Below are 22,628 nucleotides of genomic sequence, written 5' to 3'. Positions count from 1 at the left end.
CGTCGATCACATGCCCTTCGTTTCCAATGCGCGCCTCCGCTAGACGCTCCTCGGCAATTAGCCCCCCGAGCAGCTCGGCGGGCCGAAGAATATGTCATCAAAATGCGACGATCCGGTAGGCCGACGACTGAAATCATCCGTGACAATACGGAGAGGGAGCTGATAAGCTTCAGTGAGGAGCATGCTTCATGGAATAGGCAAATTTCGTAGCTCCCGATTACGTCCGGCTCGCGGTCGACCGTCGGGCGGACCGGAAGTGGCAAACTGAGCGGCGGCCGTACACGCTGGTCGATCAACAGTGCGACGGCAGGCCACATCTGGCGTGGCTCCCTGGAGTTCGGCGTAACACACGTGACCGAGCGTGCGAGTTCACAAACGGCCTTACGCCGTGATGCACCCCGCGCCGCGTCAGCAGCCCGGCTGCTGGGCGGCCGACGAGCGGTCGGGTGCTTCCGATGACGAGAACCCAAGAGCGTCCTTAGATCGCGATACTGGAGGTGGCCGGATATGAAGGTCGTCCTGTTCTGCGGCGGATTTGGGATGCGGATGCGCGACGGCGTGTCCGACCTGCCCAAGCCCATGCATCCGGTCGGTCCCCGGCCGCTGATCTGGCACGTGATGCGGTACTACGCCCACTTCGGACACAGGGACTTCGTACTGTGCCTGGGCTACGGCGCCCACCACATCAAGGACTTCTTCCTGCACTACGACGAGACCGCGTCCAACGACTTCGTGCTGCGCGGCGGGGACGTCGAGCTGCTCGGCAGCGACATTGAGGACTGGACGATCACATTCGTGCACACCGGGCTGGACAGCCCAATCGGCGAGCGGCTGCGCCGAGTGAAGGCACTCGTCGAGGGCGAGGACATGTTTCTCGCCAACTACGCCGACGTGCTCACGGATCTGCCGCTCAACGAGATGGTCGACCGATTCCGGGCGTCCGACGCGGTCGGTGCGCTGCTGGCGGTGCCGCCGCAGTCGGCGTTCCACTGCGTCGACGTGGGCGACGACAGCACCATCTCGTCGATCACCACGCTGCAGGAGATGGCGCTGTGGGAGAACGGTGGCTACTTCGTGTTGCGCCCGGAGATCTTCGAGTATCTCCCCGAGAACTGTGACCTGGTCGCCGACGCCTGTGGGACCCTGGCGAAGGAGGGTCGGCTGCTCGGGCACTCCTATCGTGGCTTCTGGCAGCCGGCGGACACGGTCAAGGAGCGCAACGCGCTGGAAGCCGCGTATCAGGCGAATTTCAGGCCCTGGATGGTCTGGGAGACAGCGGGGGCACAGGACGTCGACCCGCTCCCGGAGCCGATCGCCGTCTCGTCGTCGGCTCCCGGATCGTCCGCATCCGTGCGGATCGGCGTCTTATAACGTCGTACTGACACTGCTCGTCCTTACGCGCCGACCTGCGCCGTGCGGAGGAACTTGCCGGACCCGACCGCCCCGATACCGTTCGTGCAGCGACCCGATGGCCTTCCCGTCGCGCGATGTACAGCGCGGCGTGGGGCTCGAGGTGCCATTGCGGAGGACTCGTGACCGGCCCGCGCGGGGCGCCGGCAGCATCGGGAACACCCGGCTGAGCCCGATACCACCAGGTCCGGTGGCAGATCCCGGTGATCCCGGCTGCGCGCGTCGGTCTGGCGGCTCGCTGGGGATCACGCCAGGTGCGCGACCGGTGGCGCATGGACCTACGCTAGAGCGTGCAGGTACTCCGCGAGGCTCCGCCGCCAGTCCGGCAGCACGACGCCGGCCTTCGCGGCCTTGTCCAGGTCCAGCACGCTGTTCAGCGGGCGGGCCGCGGCCGACGGCTTGTCCGCGAAGTACTCCGCGGTGCTCGTGTCCCGGACGTCCGAACCGGGCCGCCCCGCGTGTTCGTAGACCGCGCGGGCGACGTCCGCCCAGCTCACGGGCTCGCCGGTGTTGGTGAGGTTGTAGGTGCCGGGTTCGGCGTCGCCGTCGAGCAGCGTCAGGATGGCGGCGGCGAGGTCCGTGGCGAAGGTGGGCCGGCCGATCTGGTCCGCGACGACAGCGGGGGAGATCCTGCGCCCGGCGAGCCCCGACATCGTGCGCACGAAGTTGCCGCCCGCCCCGACGACCCAGGTCGTGCGGACGACGTAGTGCCTCGGCGCGAGCGCCACGGCGACGTCGCCCGCCGCCTTCGACGCGCCGTACGTGCTGAGCGGGGACAGCGGCGTGGTCTCGGGGATCGGGCCGCCGTGGGTGCCGTCGAAGACGTACTCGCTCGACACGTGGACGAGCCGCAGGTCGTGCTCCCGGGCGGCCCGGGCGAGGTTGGCCGGGCCGACGGCGTTGGCGCGCCACGCGGCGACGCGCCCCTCCGGAGTCTCGGCGGCGTCGACGGCGGTGTAGGCGGCGGCGTTCAGGATCGTGTCGTGGCCGGACCAGTCGAAGGCGGCGACGGCGTCGGCATCGGTGATGTCGAGGTCCGTGCGGGACAGGGCCGTGGCGTCCGGGATCGCGGCGGCCAGCGCCGAGCCGAGCTGGCCACGAGCACCCAGGATGATCGCGCGCATGGCTCGTTACTCTGCCGCGTATGCGGGTGTTGGTGACGGGCGGGGCCGGGTTCATCGGGTCGAACTTCGTGCGGCGGGCGGTGTCGGGTGCCTACCCGGGCCTGGCCGGTGCGGAGTTCGTGGTGCTGGACCTGCTGACCTATGCGGGGACGTTGACGAACCTGTCCGGGGTGCTGGACTCGCCGCGGGTGGAGTTCGTGGAGGGCGACATCCGTGACCCGGCGCTGATGTCGACGCTGATGGGCGGCACGGACCTGGTGGTGCACTTCGCGGCGGAGTCGCATGTGGACCGGTCGATCTCGGGCGCGGCGGACTTCGTGTCGACCAATGTGGTGGGGACGCAGGTGCTGTTGCAGGCCGCGTTGGACGCCGGGGTCGGCAAGTTCGTGCACGTGTCCACGGACGAGGTGTACGGATCCATCGAGGAGGGTTCGTGGCCGGAGACGTGGCCGTTGGAGCCCAACTCGCCGTACTCGGCGTCGAAGGCGAGCTCGGATCTGTTGGCGCGGGCGTATCACCGCACGCACGGGTTGAACGTGTGCATCACCCGGTGTTCGAACAACTACGGGCCGCACCAGTTCCCGGAGAAGGTCATCCCGCTGTTCGTGTCCAACCTGTTGGACGGCAAGCGGGTCCCGTTGTACGGGGACGGGTTGAACGTGCGGGACTGGTTGCACGTCGACGACCACTGCGCGGGCATCGCGCTGGTCGCGCAGGCCGGCCGGGCGGGGGAGATCTACAACATCGGCGGCGGGACCGAGCTGACCAACAAGGAGCTCACCTACAGGCTTCTGGACGCGGTGGGCGCGGACGGGTCGATGATCGAGCCGGTCGAGGACCGCAAGGGGCATGACCGGCGCTATTCGGTGGACTGGTCGAAGATCCGCGACGAGCTGGGGTACTCGCCGGCGGTGTCGTTCGAGACCGGGCTGGCCGAGGTGGTGGCGTGGTACCGGGAGAACCGGTCCTGGTGGGAGCCGCTCAAGGCTGCCTCACAGGGGGCGGGGGCGCACCGGTGAAGGCCACCGAGCTCGACATCGCCGGGGCGTGGGTGTTCGAGCCGCCGTCGTTCCCGGACTCCCGCGGGGTCTTCGCGGCCCCGTTCCAGGGTGTCGCCTTCCGGGAGGCGCTGGGCTTCGACCTGACGGTGGCGCAGACCAACCACAGCGTGTCCGCGCGGGGGGTCATCCGGGGGGTGCACTTCGCGGACACCCCGCCGGGGCAGGCCAAGTACGTGTACTGCCCGTCGGGTCGGCTGCTGGACGTGATCGTCGACGTCCGGGTCGGGTCGCCGACCTTCGGCGAGCACGTCGCCGTCGAGCTGGACTCGCAGTCGATGCGCGCGGTCTATCTCTCCGAGGGCCTCGGGCACGCGTTCGTCGCGCTGACCGAGGACACGGTGATGGCCTATCTGTGCTCGACGGGCTACAACCCCGGCGGAGAGCACGGCATCTCCCCGCTGGATCCGGCCCTGGGCCTGCCCTGGCCCGGTGACCTCGCGCCAATCCTGTCGGACAAGGACCGCGACGCACCCTCGCTGGCCGAGGCGCGCGACGCGGGGCTGTTGCCGTCCTACCAGGCCTGCACGGCCTGGTACGAGGAGCTTCGCGGCTGAGGCAGGATGTCCGGATGCGGGACGAGCCGAGCACCGACGACCCACCGCGGCCGCTGCTCCAGATCGGCGAGGTCGCGGCTCGCGTGGACCTCTCGATCCGCTCGATCCGGCACTGGGAGGAGATGGGCCTCGTCAAGCCCAGCTCCCGCAGCCCGGGCGGGTTCCGCCTCTACAGCGAGGAGGACGTCGCCCGGATCAAGCTCCTGCGCTACATGAAGCCGCTCAACTTCACCCTGGACCAGATGCGGCACCTGCTCGAGATCCGCGAGCTGCTGAGCGCCGAGGCCGAGACGGGCGACCGCGAGAGCGCGCTGGTCTGGCCCCGCACCGGCCAGGCGTCCGACGAGGACAGCGGCGCTCGGCTGCGCCGGGACCTCGAGCACTACCTCGACCGGGCCGAGGAGCGCCTGGGGAAGCTGCGTGACCAGGTCGCCGAGGTGGAGGACTTCGTCGGCCGGCTCCGGGACGAGGCCCGGCACGCCGGCGGCGCCGGACCACGCCCGCGCTGATCAGCTCCGCACCGGGCTCCGCTCCCCGACCGCGTCCAGCTCCCGCCCCAACGCCCGCTCCGCGGACTCGAACGCCGCCAGCCCGAGCACCTCGGGGGACAGGGCGCGGACCCGGGCGTTGGTGAGCACCGGGCAGTGCTGGGCGAGGCCGACCACGATCCCGTCGACGGCGGCGAGCGTGCGGACCCGCACCCCGTCCGCCTGCTCCGTCTCAGCCAGCGCCTTGCCGACGGCCTCGTGCAACGCGTCCGACGGCGAGCACAGCGGCGTTCCGGTGGTGTCCTCCGGGGACAGCCCGTGCAGCAGCGGGGACCAGCGGTCGTCGAGGTCCTCCAGGTCGAGGGGCAGCAACGACGGGGAGCTGCGCACGGGCGTCACCCACAGCTCCTCCACCCAGGTCCACTCCGAGTAGAAGCGCCGCTCCGACGCCGCCCGCTCGACCTCCGAGACCGGCGCCTCGCTCGGCGACCAGCGCGGCGCCGGCGCGGAGTCGTCCAGGACCCGGCGGGCGACGAGCCGGTGGCCGGGTTCGAGGGCGGGTTGGAGGTCCGGGTCGGGGTCGGTGTCCGCAGCCGGAGGAGCCGCGACGCTGACGAGCAGCAGCTCGACCGTGACCCCCACCGCGAGCCCGGTGCCGTCCGTCCGCGTCACGAAGTACCGGGGGCCCCCGGCCGCCACGCCCGCGCCGAGCATCCGGTCCAGCACCCGTCGCAGCTGGAGGATCTCTGCCTGCTGCTGCCGGAACCGGTGCTGGAACCCGAACAGCCAACCGCGCGTCCGCTCCTCCACCTGCGCGCCGGAGCCGGCGACGAGCTCGCGCACGGACTCGTCGCCCTGCCGGGAACGGCGCGTGGCCAGCCATCCGGCCACCGCCGCCGCGAGCAGCGCGAACAGGATCGCTCCGACCATGATCGGCCCGTTGCCGGCCCACCAGCTCGTCGGGACGGGGCCGGCCGACGGTGCGGGCGCGGGCAGGGGTCCGGGTGCCGCGGCGACGGGCCGCCCGACACGGGCCAGCCCGGTGGCGGCGGCCTGGTTACCGGCGTCGATCCGCAACGCCGCCTCGTAGGCCTCGACGGCGCCCCGGACGTTCTCCGTCCGCTCGGCCGTCGAGCCGCGCGCGGCCTCGGTGAACGCCTGCTGGTACAGCCCGCCGACCGTCCCGAGGCCGTCGTCCGCGCAGCCGCCCTCGTCCACGGTCCGGGCGCGCGCGTACAGCTCGGCCGCCTGGGCCAGCTGGCCCTGCGGGACGAGCGCGGCGGCCTGGTCGCACAACGGGGTCGGGGCGGAACAGGCGGAGACCAGGGCGAGCCCGGTCACCATGGCTCCGACGAGCGTGAGACGCGACGCCCCGCGCGAAGCGCCGACCTGCGCGCGGCGGAGCCCCCGGACATGCATGAGGGCCATGCTTCTAGGAAAGAGCCGGGCGAGACAAGGTGCGGTGGTGAACGATCCGGGGCCGGTCGATCACGCTCGGTGGACGCGAAGCGGCAGCGACGCCCAGGCCCGGAGGGTGTTGTTGAGATGCCGTTCGCCGTCGCCGACCTGTTCGATCGACGACACCCGGGCGGCGAGGGCCGTCACCAGCGCCTCCGCCTCGAGCCGGGCGACGTGCTGGCCGACGCACTGGTGCAGCCCCATCCCGAAGCCGACGTGCCCGGACGGGTCGCGGGCCAGGTCGAACGCGTCCGGCTCGGTCCAGCGGCGGGGATCGCGGTTGGCGGCGCCGAGGAACATCAGAATCTTGCTGCCGTCCGGGATCACCGTCCCGCCGATCTCGACGTCGCGCGTCGCGGTGCGGAAGAAGGTCTGCACCGGGGACTGCCAGCGCACCGCCTCGTCGAACGCGACGCGGGCGAGGTCCGGACGCTCGCGGAGACGGCGCCACTGCTCGGGATGGGTCGCGAACGCGTGCAGCACCGCCGCGATGCCGTGCACGGTCGTGTCGACGCCCGCGGACAGCAGCGAGCGGACGATCATCGGCGCCTGCTCCGGGGTGATCTCGCCGCGGTCCGACGCGGCCCAGATCGCGGCGCCGAACCCGTCGCCGGACAGCGCGTCCCTGGTGCACTGCGCGCCGACCCACGCGGCCAGCTCCGCAGCCCGCCCGTTGCCCGCCTCCACCAGGGCGTTCGGCGGGCCGAAGGCGTTGAACAGGTGGTTGCCGTAGGGCAGTAGGTTCTCCCGGCCGTCCGGGCCGAGGCCGACGGCGTCCGGGAAGACGCGCAGCGGGAACGCCTCGGCGAGGGCGGGGACGGCGTCGAACTCGTCGGGACCGTCGAGCAGTTCGTCCACCAGCCGCTCGGCATCGGCGAACCACCGCTCGCGCAGCCGGCGCAGCGCCCGGGGCCCGAGGATCCCGGAGAGCACCCGGCGCGGGGCGTCGTGCCGGGGCGGGTCCGCCTCCAGCAGCAGGCTCGGCGGGCGCCAGGGCTTCTCGAACCGGAAGTTCGACAGCCCGACCCCGGCGGCGGACTGCAACCCCTGCCAGTCGACGAGCGCGGCGTGCACCTGCTCGTAGCGGGCGAACGCGTAGACGTCGTGCGTGGCCAGGTGCACGACCGAACCCGCGTCGCGCAGCCAGGCCTGGAACGGGAGGGGATCGGCGAGGACCTCGGGGGAGAAGGGGTCGATGCCTGTGGCGGGGATCGTGGCGGTGGTCATGACGTCTCCTAGAGGTCCAGCACGAGGCGGTCGCCGAGGGAGCGGGAGACGCAGACGAACATGCAGTCGCCCGCCGCGCGCTCGGCGTCGTCGAGGATCGAGTCGCGGTGGTCCGGGATGCCGTCCAGGACGTCGGTCTCGCAGGTGCCGCACGTGCCCTGCCGGCAGGACGAGAGCACCTCCACGCCCGCCCGCCCGACGGCGTCGAGCACGGACACGTCCGGCGTGACGGTGACCGTCCTGCCGGTCCGGGCCAGCTCGACGTCGAACGGCGCGGAGCGGGCCGGCGCCCCCTGCTCGCGCGCGACGAAGCGCTCGGTCCGCAGCGCGTGCTCGGGCCAGCCGGAGCAGCCCCTCTCCACCGCGTCGAGCAGCGGGCCGGGGCCGCAGCAGTAGACCTTCGTCGCCGGGTCGGGTTCGGCGAGCCAGCGGGGCAGGTCGATCAGCCCGAACTCGTCCTGCGGGACGACGTGCACCCGCTCGCCGTACGCCTCGAGCTCGGCCAGGAACGCCATCGACGCCCGGGTGCGGCCGCCGTAGACCAGCGTCCAGTCGGCGCCGAGCAGGTCCGCCTGCCGGATCATCGGCAGCAGCGGCGTGATCCCGATCCCGCCCGCGACGAACAGGTAGCGCTCACCCGGGACCAGCGGGAAGTTGTTCCGCGGCCCGCCCACGCCGACCAGGTCGCCGGGCCGCAGCTCGTCGTGCACGTACGCGGAGCCACCGCGCCCGGCGGGTTCGCGCAGCACCCCGACGCGGTAGGTGTGGGCGTCCCAGCGGTCCCCGCAGAGCGAGTACTGGCGGGTGTCGCCGTTCGGGAGGATCAGGTCGACGTGCGCGCCGGGCGCCCAGTCCGGGAGCCGGCCGCCGTCCGGCCTCGCGAGCGTCAGCGTGACGACGCCCTCCGATGCGGCCGCCTTCTCGACGACCCTGAGCTCCAGTGCTCTCTCCACTGCCTGTCTCCCGTCGTTGGGTGCCGAGAGCATGCGGCTCGGCGCGGCGGCGTCACCAGCAGATTTCCATTCAATGAGAGAGATGGCGGCCGATTCCCCGCGCGGCGGCCCGGAGGGCCGGAACGGCGGCGCGCGCGTGCTCGTCGTTCGGGACGATCGCCGCGACGGCCGCCACCACGTGCGTGTCCGACCGGACCGGCACCGCGATCCCGGTCGCCTCCGGGTGGATGTGCCCCGCGCACAGCACGTACCCCTCCCGGCGGATCCCGGCGAGGGTCGCGCGCAGCCGTCCGGGATCGGTGATCGTGTTCGCGGTGTACCGCGCCAGGGGCGCCGCGAGGACGCGTTCCTGCAGCTCACCGGGACTGTGCGCGAGCAGGACAAGCCCGGACGACGACGCGTGCGGCGGCAGCCGCCCGGCGATCCGGGTGTAGTTGACGACCGCTCCCGGCGCGGAGAGCCGCTCGACGAACAGCACCTCGTCGCCCTCGAGGACCCCGAGCTGGATGTGGTGGCCGACGACGTCGTGCAGGTCCGCCAGGAACGGCATCGCGGCTTCGCGCAGCCCCAGCGTGGGCGACGCCCGCTGGCCCAGCTCCCACAGCCGCACGCCGACCCGGATGCGGCGGTCCGGCTCCCGGGCGAGCAGCCCGTGCCCGACGAGCTCGGCGATCAGCCTGGACGCCGTCGCGACCGGCAGCCCGGAACGACGTGCGATCACGGAGACCGGGAGCGCGGGCTCGTCGGGGGTGAAGGCGTCGAGGATGCGCACCGCCCGGGTGAGCACGGACTCCCCGCTGGGCGATCGGGCCATTCCGGCAGTGTGGACGGCGCGCGGGTGCGGTATCAACGCACGATGCAGCCGCACGTGGTCGTCGCGTCCGTGGACCGGCGCGGCTTCGCGTCCCTCTCGGCCCCGGCGACGCCGCGCCCCGAGCGCTACCGGATCGGCAAGGACCTGCGGAAGCGGGCGCCGCGCTCCTCGCTCGGGGACTGGTCGCCGTCGAACCGCACGATCGATGCGGTCGGCTCCGTCGTCGAGACGAACGCCGGCCGGGTCCAGCGGCTCGTCCCGGTGCGGATCGGCCGGATGAGCGTCTCGCCGTACACGTTCCTGCGCGGGGCCGCGGCGCTGCACGCGTCGGACTTCGCCGGCCTGCCCGCCACCGGGATCCAGCCGGTGATCTGCGGTGACGCGCACCTGGCCAACTTCGGTTTCTACGCCTCGCCGGAACGGGACCTGGTCTTCGACCTCAACGACTTCGACGAGGCCCATCCCGGGGCGTGGGAGTGGGACCTGCGCCGGCTCGTCACCAGCGTGTGGGTGGCCGGGCGGGACAACAACGCGTCGGAGGACGACTGCGAGGCCGCCACCGCCCGCTGCGTCGACGCCTACCGCGGGCACCTCGCGTACCTGGCCGAGCAGCCGCTGCTGGCGCGCTCCTACGAGCGGATCGGGGCGGACCTGCTGCACCAGCGGGCGCCGAGGGCGTCCACCCGCAGGGCCGTCGACGACGCCGCGCGCCGGGCCAGGAAACGCACCAGCGACCGCGCGCTCCCGCGGTTCGTGCGGGACTCCGGCGGCGCGCGGGCGCTCGTCGCGGAGCCGCCGCTCATCACCCGGCCCGACGAAGCCCAGTACGAGCGGATCGCCGTCGCGCTCGACGCCTACCTGGAGACGCTGCCGCCGCACTGGGCGCGGGTCGTCGGTGGGTACCGGGTGGTGGACATCGCGCACAAGGTCGTCGGCGTCGGGTCGGTGGGCCTGCGCGCCTACATCGCGCTGTGCGAGGGCTCCGGTCCGGACGACGTGCTGTTCCTGCAGCTCAAGGAGGCCCGGCGGTCCGTCGTCGCGCCGTACGTGCACGGTGACGACGCGTGGCACGCCCACCAGGGACAGCGGGTGGTGGAGTACCAGCAGGCCCTGCAGACCGTCTCGGACCCGCTGCTCGGCTGGACGACGGTCGGGCGGCGGCAGTACTACGTGCGCCAGTTCCGGGACATGAAGGGCGCGATCGTCCTCGAGGGGATCGGGCCCGAGGCGCTGGCGGACTACGCGGCGGTCTGCGGGCTGCTGCTGGCCAAGGGGCACGCCCGGACGAGCGGGGCGTCGATGATCTCGGGTTACCTGGGCGGGGGCGGCAAGGCCCGGACCGCGCTGTGCCGGTTCGCGAAGGCCTACGCGGACCAGACGGAGCGGGACCACGAGGCGTTGCTCGGTGCTGTTCGGCGCGGGGAGCTGCCGTGCGAGGCCGGAGTGTGACCGGCTACGCGGAGCCGGTCATCTCCTCCGCCACGACCCAGCGGCCCCCGTTCGCCTCGATCTCCGGCATCGCCTTGCGGACCTCGGGCAGCAGATCCGGCACGAACAGGACGACGGTGTCCGGCTTCGCGGCCACCAGCTCGTCCGGGGAGATGATCGGGATCCCGCTCCCCGGCAGCCGGCGGCCGGCCTTGGCCTCGGCGGCGTCCGCGATGTGCGACATGAGCTCCGGGCCGATCCCGGCCCGGTTCAGCAGGGCGACGGAGCGGGACGCGGCGCTGTAGCCCAGCGTGGTGCGGCCCGCAGCCTTCTCCGCGGCGACGAACCGGTGCAGCTCGTCCGCCGTGGCGGAGCAGGCCTCCTGCAGGGTGCGCGCGGCCGCGGGATCGAGCACCCCGACGGCCTTCTCGCCCTCGACGATCCGGGCGACGGCCTCGTCCGGCACGCCGCCCCGCCGGGCGGCGAGCAGCACCGTGCCGCCGTAGAGCGAGTAGCGGAACGCGGTGACCGGGGTGAGGCCCACGCTCGCCAACATCGTGATGAGCGCCGGCGTGGAGTAGTAGGCGTAGTGCCCGTGCCGCAGCGCGTTCCACTGCCCGTGCTCGATGATCGCCCGGAACGAGTGGAACTGGAACAGCAGCACGCCGTCCGGGGCGAGCCGGTCCACGCGCTCGCGCAGGGCCGCGGCCTGGTCCGCGTCGTGCATCATCCCGATGTTGTCGATGATCACGTCCGCCTGCTGCCCGCTCGCCGCGGACGTGAGCCCGCGCTCGAGCAGCACGTCCATCCAGTCACCGCCGTGCGGGCTGCCGTACTCGAAGACGACCTTGCCCGGCGCCAGCAGACCGGCACCGGCCATGTCCGCGACGGCCTCCTTCGCCTGCTCGATCCAGGCGTCCGGCTCCTTGCCCCGTGGCTCCTCGGGGACCGTCGGGTCCTCGATCAGCTGGGCGAGCCCGCAGCCGCTGCAGAGCCACATGCGGAGCGGGTGGACCGGGTCCGGGCCCGGCTCCGTGACGAGGGGGAACAGGTCGCTGGCCGGCTGCAGCCCGGCGTCGAGCACGAGCTCGCCGCCCGTGGACCGGCAGAACCGGCACGAGATGTCGTCTGGCATGGCGGAAGTGTTCACCCCACGACCTGCGGGCTCGGCACCGGCACGATGAACCTGCCGCCCGCCTGGCGATACGCCTCCTGCTGCCGCATGATCTCGTTCTTGAAGTTCCAGGCGAGCAGCAGCACGTAGTCCGGCCGGCGCTCCATCAGCTCCGCGGGGTCGAGTACCGGGATCCGCGCGCCGGGGAGGAGCTTGCCCTGCTTGTGGGTGTTGACGTCCACCACGAAGTCGATGACGTTCGCGCCGATGCCCGTGGAGTTCAGCAGCGTCGCGCCCTTGGCCGCGGCGCCGTAGGCGGCGATCGACTTGCCCTGGGCCCGCAGCTCGCGCAGGAGCGACGCCAACCGGGTCTGGTTGGCGGCGACCCGGGCGCCGAAGTCCGCGTAGGCCGCGAAGTCGTCCAGGCCGAGGGCGTACTCCTCGTCGAGGTGACGGAGTGCGCGCTCGGTCGGGGTGCCCGTCCGGCCCGCCGTCCAGCGGAGCGTGCCGCCGTGCAGGTCCGGATAGAACTCCACGTCGAGCAGGTTCAGCCCGTGCCGGGCGAACAGCTTCTGCACCGCGATCGTGGAGAAGTAGCAGAAGTGCTCGTGGTAGACGGTGTCGAACTCGCAATGCTCCAACAGGTAACGGACGCCCGGATTCTCGACCTGCACGATGCCGTCGTCCGAGACGAGAGCGGCCATTCCGGCGACGAACCCGTTCAGGTCCGGGACGTGGGCCATCACGTTGTTCGCGATGATCACGTCCGCTGCGCCGTGCTCCTTCCGGATCCGGGCGCCGCAGTCCGCGCCGAAGAACTCCTCGAGCGTGGGGATGCCGGCCTCGCGGGCGGCGGCGGCCGGCCCGGGGGTCGGCTCCACCCCGAGCACCGGGACGCCGTGCTCGACGAACCGCCGGAGCAGGTAGCCGTCGTTGCTCGCGAGCTCCACGACGAACGACCCGGCGCCGAGCCCGCGCTCCTCCACGACCGAGTCGACGTGCTGCGCCGAGTGCGTGACGAGGGCGTCGATGAAGGACGAGTAGTAGGGGTAGTTCGCGTCGAACATCGCCTCGGCGGGGAGCTCGTGGGTGAGCTGCACCAGGGAGCACGACGGGCAGAAGCCGACGGCCAGCGGGTACGACGGATCGGGGGTGGCGGACCGGGCCGGCTCGACGAGTGCGTTGGCGATCGGCGTCGCACCGAGGGAGAGGAACTCCCGCACCCCGGGCGTTCCGCAGGCGCGGCAGGCCGACACGCTCGCCGATGTCGTGCTCTGCTGAGGAACCGGCACCGTGGTCATCCGTTCCCCGAGCACATCGTTCTGGGTCATTCCCCGCCCTTCGATCGCGCCGATTCGCGGCACCGTATGCCTGGCTTTCGAGGTCCCGGCAAGCGGCGTTACCCGCTTTCGCGGGGGTTCGCCGGATATGTCCGAATAATCCAGCCCCTTTGAGGAACGCGAAGGTCGCGATCAGCAGATCCGCCGGCCTGACGCGCGTGGTCCACGTGACCGACGTCCCCCTCGCCCGAGACGCAACCACTCGGGTCGATCCGCTAGGTTCTCCCACGTGAGCGTGGTGGAGACGGTGCTGACCCTCGTGTTGCCGCCGGTGGTGTTGTACGCGGCGGTCGCGTTGCTCGTGATGGCGCCGAGGAAGTCCAAGCGGCCCCGGTACCGCACCGGGCAGCCGTGGCCGCACGAGCCGCTGTTCTGGACGGCCAACCCGGAGGGCGCCCACCTGCCCGCCCACTCCGGCGCTCACGTGTCCGGTATCGCTTCTGGCCCCAAGGGAGGCGCTCGTGGCCACTGGTGAGCACAACACCCTGGCGACGGCGCAGGACGCGGATCCCGCCGACCTGCCCGAGGGCGCGGTCATCACGTCCTCCGGGCGGGTGTCGGCCGCCGAGATCTTCTCGGACGAGACGGACGCGGTCGACCGGCCCTTCACGCCCGTCCAGCTGACCCGCCTCGACGAGGCGCTCACGCTGGCGAGCCGGGACACGGGCCTGAACTTCGCGATCTACCTGGGTGATCTCGGGGACGACCCGGAGAAGCGCTCGTCGGAGCTGCACGACTCGCTGGCCGACCCCGCCGAGGCGGTGCTCGTCGCGGTGAGCCCCGGCCAGCGCGTCGTCGAGGTCGTCACCGGCGCCGAGGCGCACACCCGGCTGCCGGACCGCGGCGCGAAGCTCGCCGTGATGAGCATGGTGGCCTCCTTCAAGGAGAGCGACCTGCTGGGTGGGCTGCTCAGCGGGCTGCGCATGCTCGCGGACCAGGCGGGCGCACGGCGCCGCTCCTGAGCCGAGGGCTCGCGGCTCCACCACACACACGCATCCGGCACCAGTGCCGGATGCGACCTCGTGGGTAAGCCATATGGTGTAAGGACCTGGTCGCCTGTACGGTTTGTGACGATGTGCCACCCGCGCCGCTCGCCGGGCGAATCGTTGTCCGTACGTGACCGGCCGACGGCGGACCATTGACGGGACTCATGACTGATCGCATGCCGGCAGGCCCTCCGGAGCAGCCGCCCCGGGGCCCCGGCATGCCCGTGCTCGTCGTGGACGACCACGAGCTCGTCGCCACCTCGATCGTGATGAGTCTGCGCGTCGAGGGCCTGGCCACCCAGCTCTGCAAGGCCCGCGGGATCGCGCCGATCCTCGCCGAGGCGGCGAGCCTGGAGCCCGGCCTGGTCCTGCTGGATCTCGACCTGGGTCGGGACCACGAGGGCAACCGGGTGGACGGGGTGGACCTCGTCGGCCCGTTCATGGCCGCCGGCTGGCAGGTGCTCGTCCTCTCCGGCAGCGCGGACCACGCCCGGATCGGGTCGGCGCTCGACGCCGGCGCCCTGGCCTGGGTGCCGAAGCACGCCCCGTTCCCGACGCTCCTCGCGTCCGTCCGGGAAGCCGTCGCGGGCCGCCCGGTGATGTCCCCGGAGCGCCGGCAGAAGTTCATCGACCTCTACCACCAGCGGGACGCCGAGAGCCGGGTGCTCACCGAGAAGCTCGACCGGCTCACCCAGCGCGAGCGCGAGGTGCTGGCCGAGCTGGCCCGTGGCCGCCGCGCCCAGGCCGTCGCGGACCACTTCGTCGTCTCGCTCGCGACCGTCCGCACGCAGATCCGCGCGGTGCTGACGAAGCTCGAGGTCGGCTCGCAGCTCGAGGCGGTCGCCCTTTACCGCAGGGCGACGCGCTCCTGACGGCTTGCGGGCGCGGCACCCGCTCCGCGGCGGACCGGCTCACCTAGAATTCACCTGGTCCGTCTCGGGTGGACGGTGCGGGGAGGGGTCCCGGCATGGTGACTGGTGCCACGAGCGCCTTCGGGAGGCTGCGCCGCGTCCGGTTCACGTCGCGGCTCGTGGTCGACGTCGTCGTGGTGCTCGGTGTCGCGCTCGTCGCGGGTGGCCTGGCGCGCTCGATGACCGTCATGGAGTGGGTGCCCGGAACCCGCACCCAGGACATCCTGACGCTGGTCGCGGCCGCGATCGGGGCCGGCGCCGCGATCCTCGCGCTCATGGGGTCCCGGGTGCTCACCGATCCCCGTCCGGCCTGGTTCTCGGCCGCGCTCACGATGTACTGCCTCGTCGTCCTGCCCTGGACGGTCAGCGCGTTCGCCGCCCAGCAGTCGCCGGGAATGCGGCTGTCCCGCCTCGTCGCCTACGGGACCGCGCTGGCCCTGCTCGCCCTGGCCCTGCGCCCGCCGCGGCGGCTGGGGACGTGGGGCGGCTGGGTGATCCTGCTGGTCGGCGGCCTCCTCGCCATCGCGGCGCTGCGTCTCGTGCAGTGGACGGGCCCGGTGGCGACGATCGTCGCGAGCACCCTGGCCACGGTCGTCGTCCTCGCGGGCTGGGTGGCGGTGGCCGTGCTCTACGTCATCGACGCCTACCACCGGCAGAGCACGCCGCGCGCCCGGATCGGGCTCGGCCTGGTCGTGCTCGCGGCCGGGCAGCTGTACCGCGTGGTCGCGGGTACGCCGCAGGACCTCGTGTTCCCGGTGCTGCGCGTCGTGGGCCTCGTGGTGGTCCTGGTCGGCCTGCTGCAGGTCGTGCAGCGCTCGCTGGGGGACCTGCACAGCCAGAACTACGAGCAGCAGGAGGAGCTGTCCGAGGCCGCGCTGCACATGGAGCGGGCCATGGCGGCGGCCGCCGAACGCAACCACGAGCTGCGCAACGGCCTCGCGGGCCTGGCCGGGGTCACCCACCTGCTCAGCGCGGAGAGCGAGGGCGCGGACCACGCCCGGCTGCGCCAGGCGGTCCTGGCCGAGCTCAGCAGGCTGCACACCATCCTGGACGGCACGGCGGAGATGGCGGACGAGCTCGCCGAGCCGGGGACTACCTCGTCGAACCCGTGCTCGACGGGCTGGTGCGGCTGCGCCGGGCCGGTGGCGGGGAGGTCTCGCTCGTGGTGCAGAACGGTCTGCGCGCGCGGGGTGACTCGGCCGTCCTCGCCCAGGTGGTGACGAACCTGCTGGCCAACTGCGAGCGGCACGCCCCGGGCGCGCCGGTCGCGATCCGGGCGGTCGAGGACGAGGGGAAGGTCCTCATCGAGGTCCGGGACCAGGGCCCCGGCCTGCCGGCCGGGGCCGAGGAGGAGGTGCTGCGCCGCGGGGTCCGGGACGAGAGTGCGGGTGGCACGGGGCTGGGGCTCTACATCTCCGCTCACCTGCTCGAGGGGCAGCGGGGCTCGCTCGTCCTCCGTTCGGTGGGCGACCCGACCGGCTGTGTCGCCACTGTCACTCTTCCGGCCGTCGACGCCACACTTCCGGTCAGCGATTCTCTGTCGCGGTGACGCAACCTCCTCAACGGGTACACGTCGTCATCACCTTCGGTGATTCCCCTCCGGAGTGAGGGGAACGCATACTGTCGCGGAGCCGTTCGGACGGTGAACGGTTCTCCGAGGAGAGGAGCCCACATGGGTGAGACGGAGAAGCGACCCGGCGGCCGTCCGGGCGCGCGGAGGTCCACCTCGTCGGTCCTGACCCCGCCGACGGGCATTCCCTCGCTGGACGACCTGGGGCTGAGCCTTCCGGCCCAGCGCGCCTCCGAGCAGATCGCTCCGGAGCAGAGTGGTTCGGCTCCGACCACGCCGCCGCCCGTCGCGCCGCGGACGCCGGTGAGCACCCGTACCTGCACGTGCGGGCACGAGCCGGACGCGCACGAGCACTACCGCCCGGGTGCGGACTGCGCCTTCTGCGGACGCGAGGCCTGTGCCAGGTACCGCCCTCGTGGCGGTGCCGCGAGCCGGCTGATGCGGAAGTTCGGCCGCAGGGCCTGACGCCCGCCCCACGAACGACGAGGGCCCGGTCCGCACTTCGCGGACCGGGCCCTCGCCCGTCGGGACGCTACGACGAGGTGGTGCGGCGACGAGCGTGGACCGCCGCCAGCCGTTCCAGCAGGAGCGCACAGCTCAGCACGATCGCGACCGCGGCGCAGAAGCCGCCGAGGGTGTCCGTGGGGTAGTGCGACCCGATCACCACCATCGACGCGCCGATGGTCCCGCCCGCCACCAGCGTCACCGTGCCGACGAGGGCCATGGACAGCCGCCGCCCCGGTCTGAGCAGGCTGACCAGCAACAATGCCACCACCAACGCGATCGAGGTGGCCCCGCCGGTGTGGCCGCTCGGGAACGCGAAGCCGCCCTCGATGGTCCGGCCGATGGTGGGCTTGAGGAACGTGGTCGCCAGCCCGGTCAGGCCCGGCCCGACGATCGCGAGGACCGCCAGCCGCCGACGGCCGAGGGCGAGACAGACCCCGGCCAGCACCACGGCCGCGATCACGACGAACGGCGGCGAGCCGAAGGTCGTTAGCCGGCCGAAGACCCAGCTGTGCGCGCCGCCGAGGGAGTCCACGACGTTCTCGGCGTGCCAGTCCACCCGGCCCGCCCGCCTGTCCCCGGCGTACCGGGCGGCCAGCACGCCGAACACCGCGATCGCGACGCCGACGACCGCCATCGCCGGCCGGCGCAGCCCGTCGGGCAGGGCGGCGCGCACGTCGGGGCTCGGGGTCGGCACCTCGCCCAGGCTACCGACATCCGGCGGCGATCGGGCGAGGTCGCGCGCATCGGCCGTCAGCCCGCGATGCAGCGCCCGTCAGCCCGCGATGCAGCGCCCGTCAGCCCGCGATGCAGCGCCCGTTCGAGTAGAGCGGCGTGGTGTCCACCGCGCGCCCGGCCGGCGGGTCGATCTCGATCGTCACGTTCCCGCCCGGAGTCAGGGCCGCCTCGCAGTCCTCCACCCCGCTGTCCGTGGCCCCGCCGGCGTAGAGGTCGATCCAGAAGGAGCCCGACCCCAGGCAGGAGGCGCACTGGTCCTCCATCACGAAGTACTTGCGGAGCGGCGGGTAGTAGATCCGCGTGCCGGGCGCGATCTGGTCCGCGTCCGAGGCCATGGTGACCGGGTCCGCGAAGGTGCCCGTGCCGCCGGCCTCGGAGTGCACGCTCGGGTAGGCGATCTGGGTGCTGCCGGCGGGGTCGTTGTCGTAGGCCGCGTAGAACGTGATCTTCGCGCTCATCGAGCGGCCCGCGGGGCCGGTGGCGCCGCCGCCCGGGGAGCGGGTGCCGGTCCCCGGGGCCGGCGCGGCGGTCGTGGTGGGAGGCCGGGTGCTCGCCTCGTAGGCGGAGCGCAGGACGTTCGCGGCGGCGCCGGGAACCAGGTCGGCCGACGGGACGGCGGGGGCCGTCGTCGGTGCGGGCGCCGCGACCGTCGGGGCGGGCGCGACGAGCGCCGCGTCCGGGACGGGCGCGCCGCACGCGGCGAGGAGCAGGGACAGCAGGAGGCACGGCGCGCCGAGTCTGAAGGCGGGTGCCGAGCGCAGGGAGCGGGGAAGCGGGCGCACGATCAGGTGGTCTCCGGGTCTTCCGGACGACCGACGTCCCCGAACGGCAGTCGCGCAGCGTGGGTGCGACCAGTGTGCCATGACGCCCGGATCGCCCGGAAGCGGGATCACCGCTCCCGGACATGACGCTGCGTGAGATCGGGCGACGGCAGGGTCAGCTCGCGTCGAACTCCCGCGCCGCCAGGGCCCGGACGATGCCCGCCCGCCCCTCGGTGACGAGGCGGCGCAGGGCCGGCGGGTGCGACTCGTCGGCGAGCCACGCGTCCGCCGCCTCGACGGTCGACTGCTCCACGGCCCACGACGGGAACAGGCCGAGCACCACGCTCTGCGCCCGCTCGGACGTCCGGCGCGCCCACACGTCCGCGACCTCGGCGAAGTACTTCTCGACGTACTCGCCGAGCAGGTGCCGCTGCGCGGGGTGGCTGAACCCGCCGATGATCGCCTCGTTGACGGCGTTGGGCAGCTCGTCGTCGTGCACCGCGCGGTCCCAGGCCCGGGCCTTCGCCTCGGGCGTCGGGACCAGCGACCGGGCCCGCTCGGCCTGCCGGTTGCCGGCGGCCGTCGGGTCCCGCTGCAGCTCGGCGTCGATCTCCGCCTCACCGGCCTTGCCGTGGGCGACGAGCGCCTGCAGCAGCCGCCACCGCAGGTCCGTGTCCACCGTCAGGCCCTCCGGGACGTCCGTCCCGGCCAGCCAGCCCTTCATCTGCTCCAGCGTCCCGTCCGGGAGCACGCTGCCGGCGAGGGAGTTGACGACGGCGAGCTGGGCGTCCGAGCCGGGCGGCGCGGTGTCCAGGCGGAAGCGCAGGGCGTCGGTGAGCAGCGGCCAGCCCCGCTCGGCCGCCCAGTTCCCGCCCGCGTAGGAGGCGGTGGCCGTCTGGGCCTGCAGCAGCAGCCGCTGCACGACGCCGATCTCGGTCTCCGAGCCGAACCTGCCCGCGACGAGCGTGACGAAGTCCCGCGCCTTGAGCTCGGCCTCGCGGGTCATCTCCCACGCCGCGGACCAGCACAGCGTGCGGGGGAGCGGATCGGCGATGTCCCCGATCCGGTCCACGAGCGTGGCGAGCGAGTCCGGGTCCAGGCGTAGTGCGCAGTAGGTGAGGTCGTCGTCGTTGACCAGCACCAGCTTGCCGCGGGGCACCCCGACGAGGGCCTCGACCGCGGTCCGCTCACCCGTCACGTCGACCTCGACGCGGTGCGTCCGGACCAGCTTGCCGGCGGCGGCGCCGTCCGCCGCGTCGTCGTACACGCCGACGGCCACGCGATGCGTCCGCAGCTCACCGGCACCCGGCCGGGCCCCGCCCTGGACCACCTCGAACGAGGTGAAGGTGCCGTCCGGAGCGACCTCGAAGGAGGGGCGCAGCAGGTTCAGCCCGGTGGTGCGCAGCCACTGCGCGCCCCAGTCCGAGAGGTCCCGGCCGGACGCCTTCTCCAGCGCGCTCAGCAGGTCGTCGAAGGTGGCGTTGCCCCACTTGTGGGCCTCGAAGTAGTCCCGCAGCCCGGCGAGGAACGGCTCGAGCCCGACGTAGGCGACGAGCTGCTTGAGCACCGAGGCGCCCTTGGCGTAGGTGATGCCGTCGAAGTTGACCTCGACGGCCTGCAGGTCCGGGATGTCCGCGGCGATCGGGTGCGTCGACGGGAGCTGGTCCTGGCGGTAGGCCCAGGACTTCTCGACGTTCGCGAACGTCGTCCAGGCCTCCTTGTACTCGGTGGCCTCGGACTGGCAGAGCACGGAGGCGAAGGTGGCGAAGGACTCGTTGAGCCACAGGTCGTCCCACCAGCGCATCGTCACGAGGTCGCCGAACCACATGTGCGCCATCTCGTGCAGGATCGTCTCGGCGCGGCGCTCGTAGGCGGAGCGGGTCACGCGGGACCGGAAGACGTAGTCCTCGAGGAACGTCACCGCGCCGGCGTTCTCCATCGCGCCCGCGTTGAACTCCGGCACGAAGAGCTGGTCGTACTTGCCGAACGGGTACCGGACGCCGAAGTTGCGGTGGTAGAAGTCGAAGCCCTGCTTCGTCTCGGTGAAGATCCGCTCCGCGTCCATGTACTCGGCGAGCGACGCGCGGCAGTAGATGCCCAGCGGGATGCCGTCGTGCTCGTCGCGCCACTCGGCGTACGGGCCAGCGATCAGAGCCACCAGGTACGTCGAGAGGATCTCGGTCTCGGCGAAGCGGTGGATCGTCGCGACCTCGCCGACCTCGATCTCGGCGAGGGAGTTGGAGACGACCTTCCAGCCGTGGGGTGCGGTCACGGTGAGCGTGTACCGCGCCTTGAGGTCCGGCTGGTCGAAGCAGGGGAAGAGCCGCTTCGCGTCCGCCGTCTCGAACTGGGAGTAGAGGTAGACGCTCCCGTCGACCGGGTCGGCGAAGCGGTGCAGGCCCTCACCGGTGTTCATGTACGCGCCGGCCGCCACGATCGTCAGCGTGTTCTGCGCGTGCAGGCCGGGCAGCGCGATGCCGTCCTCCTCGCGGTACCCGGAGACGTCCAGGACGACGCCGTTCAGCGTGGCCGACACGACCTCGGGGCCGACGAAATCGATCCAGCTGTCCGCCCCGGGTTCCCGGCAGGAGAACTCGACGGTCGTCGTGCTGGCGAACAGGGCTTCCCCGGGCCCGCCGGAGCCGTCCGTGAGGTCGAGGTCGACGATGTAGCTGGACACCTCGAGCAGCGCCGCCCGCTGCTCGGCGTCGGTACGGGTCAGGTTGGGCGGGGCCATGGGCTCGGATGCGTCCTCTCGGAGAAGCGGAGCTGATGGGCAACGTCTGGCATCCAATCACGTGTGCCCCGTACCTGCCCCGGGCATTCCCACGGCGGTGGGGAACACGTCCCGCACATCGCAGGTTGTGCGCTGTGGCGGGTCCGCCGCCACCCGCGTCCCCGATGAACGGAGCACCCGTGAGCAGCACGGAGAGTCCTGCCGGAACCGCCGACAGCAAGGCCGCCACGGTCGACATCTGGTTCGACCCGCTGTGTCCCTGGGCGTGGCTGACGTCGCGCTGGATCCTCGAGGTGGAGAAGGTCCGGGACATCGACCTGAGCTTCCACGTGATGAGCCTGTCGGTGCTCAACTCCGGGCGCGACGACCTACCGGAGCAGTACCGGGAGCTGATGGAGAAGGGCTACGGGCCGGTCCGCGTCTGCATCGCCGCGGCCGAGGCCCACGGCCAGGAGATCCTGCGCCCGCTCTACACCGCGATGGGCGAGCGCATCCACAACGGTGGCAACAAGGACTTCGACGTCGTCATCAAGGAGGCGCTGGCGGAGCTGGACCTGCCCGCGTCGCTCGCCGAGGCCGCGACCTCCACCGAGTTCGACGAGAAGCTGAAGGCCAGCCACCACGCGGGGATGGACCCGGTCGGCATGGACGTCGGCACGCCGGTCCTGCACGTCGACGGCGTGGCCTACTTCGGCCCCGTCATCTCGAAGGTGCCGCACGGCGAGGACGCCGGGAAGGTCTTCGACGGCGCGCGTCTGCTCGCCGGGTGGCCGCACTTCTTCGAGCTCAAGCGGACCCGCACCGAGGACCCGGACTTCGATTACTGAGCATTCCCTTCCGTTGTAACGGCGCCGTCGGCATGTGTTCGCCGACGGCGCCGTTCGTGTTCCAGGTCCATTCGGAGGTCTCAGTGGGCCGCGATCCAGCCGTCGCGCAGGACCCCCGCCTCCAGCTCGAGATCCCGCAGCCGGCTCTTCACCAGGTCCCCGATGCTGACGATCCCGATGAGCTTCCCGGCGTCGACGACCGGGAGGTGCCGGTAGCGCCCGTGGGTCATCGTCTGCAACGCGCGGATCACGGACTCGCCGGGGGCGACGGTCACGATGTACTTCGTCATCACGCTCTCCACCTGCTGGTCGAGCACCTCGGGGCCACGCCGCGCGAGCTCGCGGACCAGGTCCCGCTCGGAGAGGATGCCCAGCACCGGATGCGCGGAATCCTTCACCACGAGTGCCCCGATGTGGTGACGGTTCAGCTGCTGGGCGGCCTCCGCCACGGTGGCCCAGGGCAGGATCGTGTGGACCGTTCGTCCTTTTGTCTCGAGGACGTCCGCAATGGTCATGGAATTCCTCCGGTCTGTCCGGAAATCCGGCTGCTCGTGCTCCCCCCGATCAATGATGCTCCCGTTCGGCGGAAAAAGATCCGCGTCGGTTCGGGGGATCATGGGTTC

Annotated in this window: 23 protein-coding genes; 12 read left to right on the top strand and 11 right to left on the bottom strand. The window is 72.2% G+C overall.

The window, feature by feature from the left end:
• Positions 1 to 507: 507 nt before the first annotated feature.
• Positions 508 to 1,371 (top strand): glucose-1-phosphate cytidylyltransferase, encoded by an 864-nt coding sequence (locus tag WBK50_RS25470; RefSeq protein ID WP_341338029.1) that lies wholly within the window; start codon positions 508 to 510, stop codon positions 1,369 to 1,371.
• Positions 1,372 to 1,688: 317 nt separating this feature from the next.
• Here the strand turns inward: WBK50_RS25470 and WBK50_RS25465 are convergent, their stop codons facing one another.
• Positions 1,689 to 2,534 carry an SDR family oxidoreductase gene (locus WBK50_RS25465; protein ID WP_341338028.1) on the bottom strand — a complete coding sequence of 282 codons (846 nt, stop codon included), beginning with the start codon at positions 2,532 to 2,534 and terminating at the stop codon, positions 1,689 to 1,691.
• Positions 2,535 to 2,554: 20 nt separating this feature from the next.
• Here WBK50_RS25465 and rfbB point away from each other — a divergent pair, with 20 nt between their 5' ends.
• The 3 genes from rfbB to WBK50_RS25450 are packed head-to-tail and all read left to right on the top strand — an operon-like array spanning position 2,555 to position 4,658.
• Positions 2,555 to 3,553, top strand: a complete 999-nt coding sequence (gene rfbB, locus WBK50_RS25460; protein WP_341338027.1) for a dTDP-glucose 4,6-dehydratase — start codon at positions 2,555 to 2,557, stop codon at positions 3,551 to 3,553.
• Positions 3,550 to 4,149, top strand: coding sequence for a dTDP-4-dehydrorhamnose 3,5-epimerase family protein (locus WBK50_RS25455; protein ID WP_341338026.1), 600 nt, complete (start codon positions 3,550 to 3,552; stop codon positions 4,147 to 4,149). The genes rfbB and WBK50_RS25455 overlap by 4 nt, the downstream gene beginning before the upstream one ends.
• Before the next feature lie 14 nt (positions 4,150 to 4,163).
• On the top strand, positions 4,164 to 4,658 hold the full coding sequence (locus WBK50_RS25450) for a MerR family transcriptional regulator (protein WP_341338025.1): 495 nt from the start codon (positions 4,164 to 4,166) through the stop codon (positions 4,656 to 4,658).
• Here WBK50_RS25450 and WBK50_RS25445 read toward each other — a convergent pair whose 3' ends face one another.
• The 4 genes from WBK50_RS25445 to WBK50_RS25430 form a co-directional block, all read right to left on the bottom strand.
• On the bottom strand, positions 4,659 to 6,065 hold the full coding sequence (locus WBK50_RS25445) for a hypothetical protein (protein WP_341338024.1): 1,407 nt from the start codon (positions 6,063 to 6,065) through the stop codon (positions 4,659 to 4,661).
• Between the two features lie 60 nt (positions 6,066 to 6,125).
• Positions 6,126 to 7,322: a cytochrome P450 gene (locus WBK50_RS25440; protein ID WP_341338023.1), complete on the bottom strand. Its 1,197-nt coding sequence runs from the start codon at positions 7,320 to 7,322 to the stop codon at positions 6,126 to 6,128.
• Positions 7,323 to 7,330: 8 nt separating this feature from the next.
• Positions 7,331 to 8,275 carry a PDR/VanB family oxidoreductase gene (locus WBK50_RS25435; RefSeq protein WP_341338022.1) on the bottom strand — a complete coding sequence of 315 codons (945 nt, stop codon included), beginning with the start codon at positions 8,273 to 8,275 and terminating at the stop codon, positions 7,331 to 7,333.
• A 70-nt stretch (positions 8,276 to 8,345) separates the two neighbouring features.
• Positions 8,346 to 9,089 carry an IclR family transcriptional regulator gene (locus tag WBK50_RS25430; protein ID WP_341338021.1) on the bottom strand — a complete coding sequence of 248 codons (744 nt, stop codon included), beginning with the start codon at positions 9,087 to 9,089 and terminating at the stop codon, positions 8,346 to 8,348.
• Positions 9,090 to 9,131: 42 nt separating this feature from the next.
• On the opposite strand from WBK50_RS25430, the gene WBK50_RS25425 reads away from it, so the two are divergent.
• Positions 9,132 to 10,538 carry a DUF2252 domain-containing protein gene (locus WBK50_RS25425; RefSeq protein ID WP_341338020.1) on the top strand — a complete coding sequence of 469 codons (1,407 nt, stop codon included), beginning with the start codon at positions 9,132 to 9,134 and terminating at the stop codon, positions 10,536 to 10,538.
• Positions 10,539 to 10,542: 4 nt separating this feature from the next.
• On the opposite strand, the gene WBK50_RS25420 is transcribed toward WBK50_RS25425, so the two are convergent.
• Together WBK50_RS25420 and WBK50_RS25415 are read right to left on the bottom strand one after the other, a co-directional pair.
• Positions 10,543 to 11,652, bottom strand: coding sequence for a class I SAM-dependent methyltransferase (locus WBK50_RS25420; protein WP_341338019.1), 1,110 nt, complete (start codon positions 11,650 to 11,652; stop codon positions 10,543 to 10,545).
• 11 nt (positions 11,653 to 11,663) lie between these two features.
• Positions 11,664 to 12,962 carry a class I SAM-dependent methyltransferase gene (locus WBK50_RS25415; protein ID WP_341338018.1) on the bottom strand — a complete coding sequence of 433 codons (1,299 nt, stop codon included), beginning with the start codon at positions 12,960 to 12,962 and terminating at the stop codon, positions 11,664 to 11,666.
• Positions 12,963 to 13,200: 238 nt separating this feature from the next.
• On the opposite strand from WBK50_RS25415, the gene ctaJ reads away from it, so the two are divergent.
• The 6 genes from ctaJ (at position 13,201) to WBK50_RS25385 (ending at position 16,903) form a co-directional block, all read left to right on the top strand.
• Positions 13,201 to 13,446: an aa3-type cytochrome oxidase subunit CtaJ gene (gene ctaJ / locus WBK50_RS25410; RefSeq protein WP_341338017.1), complete on the top strand. Its 246-nt coding sequence runs from the start codon at positions 13,201 to 13,203 to the stop codon at positions 13,444 to 13,446.
• Positions 13,433 to 13,933, top strand: a complete 501-nt coding sequence (locus WBK50_RS25405) for a DUF5130 family protein (RefSeq protein WP_341338016.1) — start codon at positions 13,433 to 13,435, stop codon at positions 13,931 to 13,933. Before ctaJ ends, WBK50_RS25405 begins: the two co-directional genes overlap by 14 nt.
• A gap of 200 nt (positions 13,934 to 14,133) precedes the next feature.
• Entirely contained in the window at positions 14,134 to 14,829 is a 696-nt protein-coding gene (locus WBK50_RS25400; protein WP_341338015.1) for a response regulator transcription factor, read from the top strand.
• Positions 14,830 to 14,924: 95 nt separating this feature from the next.
• Entirely contained in the window at positions 14,925 to 16,088 is a 1,164-nt protein-coding gene (locus WBK50_RS25395; RefSeq protein ID WP_341338014.1) for a hypothetical protein, read from the top strand.
• Positions 16,031 to 16,417 (top strand): sensor histidine kinase, encoded by a 387-nt coding sequence (locus WBK50_RS25390; RefSeq protein ID WP_341338013.1) that lies wholly within the window; start codon positions 16,031 to 16,033, stop codon positions 16,415 to 16,417. The genes WBK50_RS25395 and WBK50_RS25390 overlap by 58 nt, the downstream gene beginning before the upstream one ends.
• 123 nt (positions 16,418 to 16,540) lie before the next feature.
• Entirely contained in the window at positions 16,541 to 16,903 is a 363-nt protein-coding gene (locus WBK50_RS25385) for a hypothetical protein (protein WP_341338012.1), read from the top strand.
• A gap of 67 nt (positions 16,904 to 16,970) precedes the next feature.
• Here the strand turns inward: WBK50_RS25385 and WBK50_RS25380 are convergent, their stop codons facing one another.
• The 3 genes from WBK50_RS25380 to pepN form a co-directional block, all read right to left on the bottom strand.
• Entirely contained in the window at positions 16,971 to 17,639 is a 669-nt protein-coding gene (locus WBK50_RS25380; protein ID WP_341338011.1) for a phosphatase PAP2 family protein, read from the bottom strand.
• Positions 17,640 to 17,739: 100 nt separating this feature from the next.
• Entirely contained in the window at positions 17,740 to 18,462 is a 723-nt protein-coding gene (locus WBK50_RS25375; RefSeq protein WP_341338010.1) for a hypothetical protein, read from the bottom strand.
• A 154-nt stretch (positions 18,463 to 18,616) separates the two neighbouring features.
• Positions 18,617 to 21,178: an aminopeptidase N gene (gene pepN, locus WBK50_RS25370; RefSeq protein ID WP_341338009.1), complete on the bottom strand. Its 2,562-nt coding sequence runs from the start codon at positions 21,176 to 21,178 to the stop codon at positions 18,617 to 18,619.
• Between the two features lie 179 nt (positions 21,179 to 21,357).
• On the opposite strand from pepN, the gene WBK50_RS25365 reads away from it, so the two are divergent.
• A complete protein-coding gene (locus WBK50_RS25365; protein ID WP_341338008.1) occupies positions 21,358 to 22,005 on the top strand; it encodes a mycothiol-dependent nitroreductase Rv2466c family protein in 648 nt (215 codons plus the stop codon).
• A gap of 80 nt (positions 22,006 to 22,085) precedes the next feature.
• Here the strand turns inward: WBK50_RS25365 and WBK50_RS25360 are convergent, their stop codons facing one another.
• Positions 22,086 to 22,520 (bottom strand): CBS domain-containing protein, encoded by a 435-nt coding sequence (locus tag WBK50_RS25360; protein WP_341338007.1) that lies wholly within the window; start codon positions 22,518 to 22,520, stop codon positions 22,086 to 22,088.
• Between the last annotated feature and the right edge of the window lie 108 nt (positions 22,521 to 22,628).

Source organism: Pseudonocardia sp. T1-2H (genome assembly GCF_038039215.1).
Taxonomy (GTDB): domain Bacteria; phylum Actinomycetota; class Actinomycetes; order Mycobacteriales; family Pseudonocardiaceae; genus Pseudonocardia.
The sequence above is the reverse complement of the archived record's forward strand: the minus strand, read 5'-3'. Positions and strand labels throughout refer to the sequence as shown.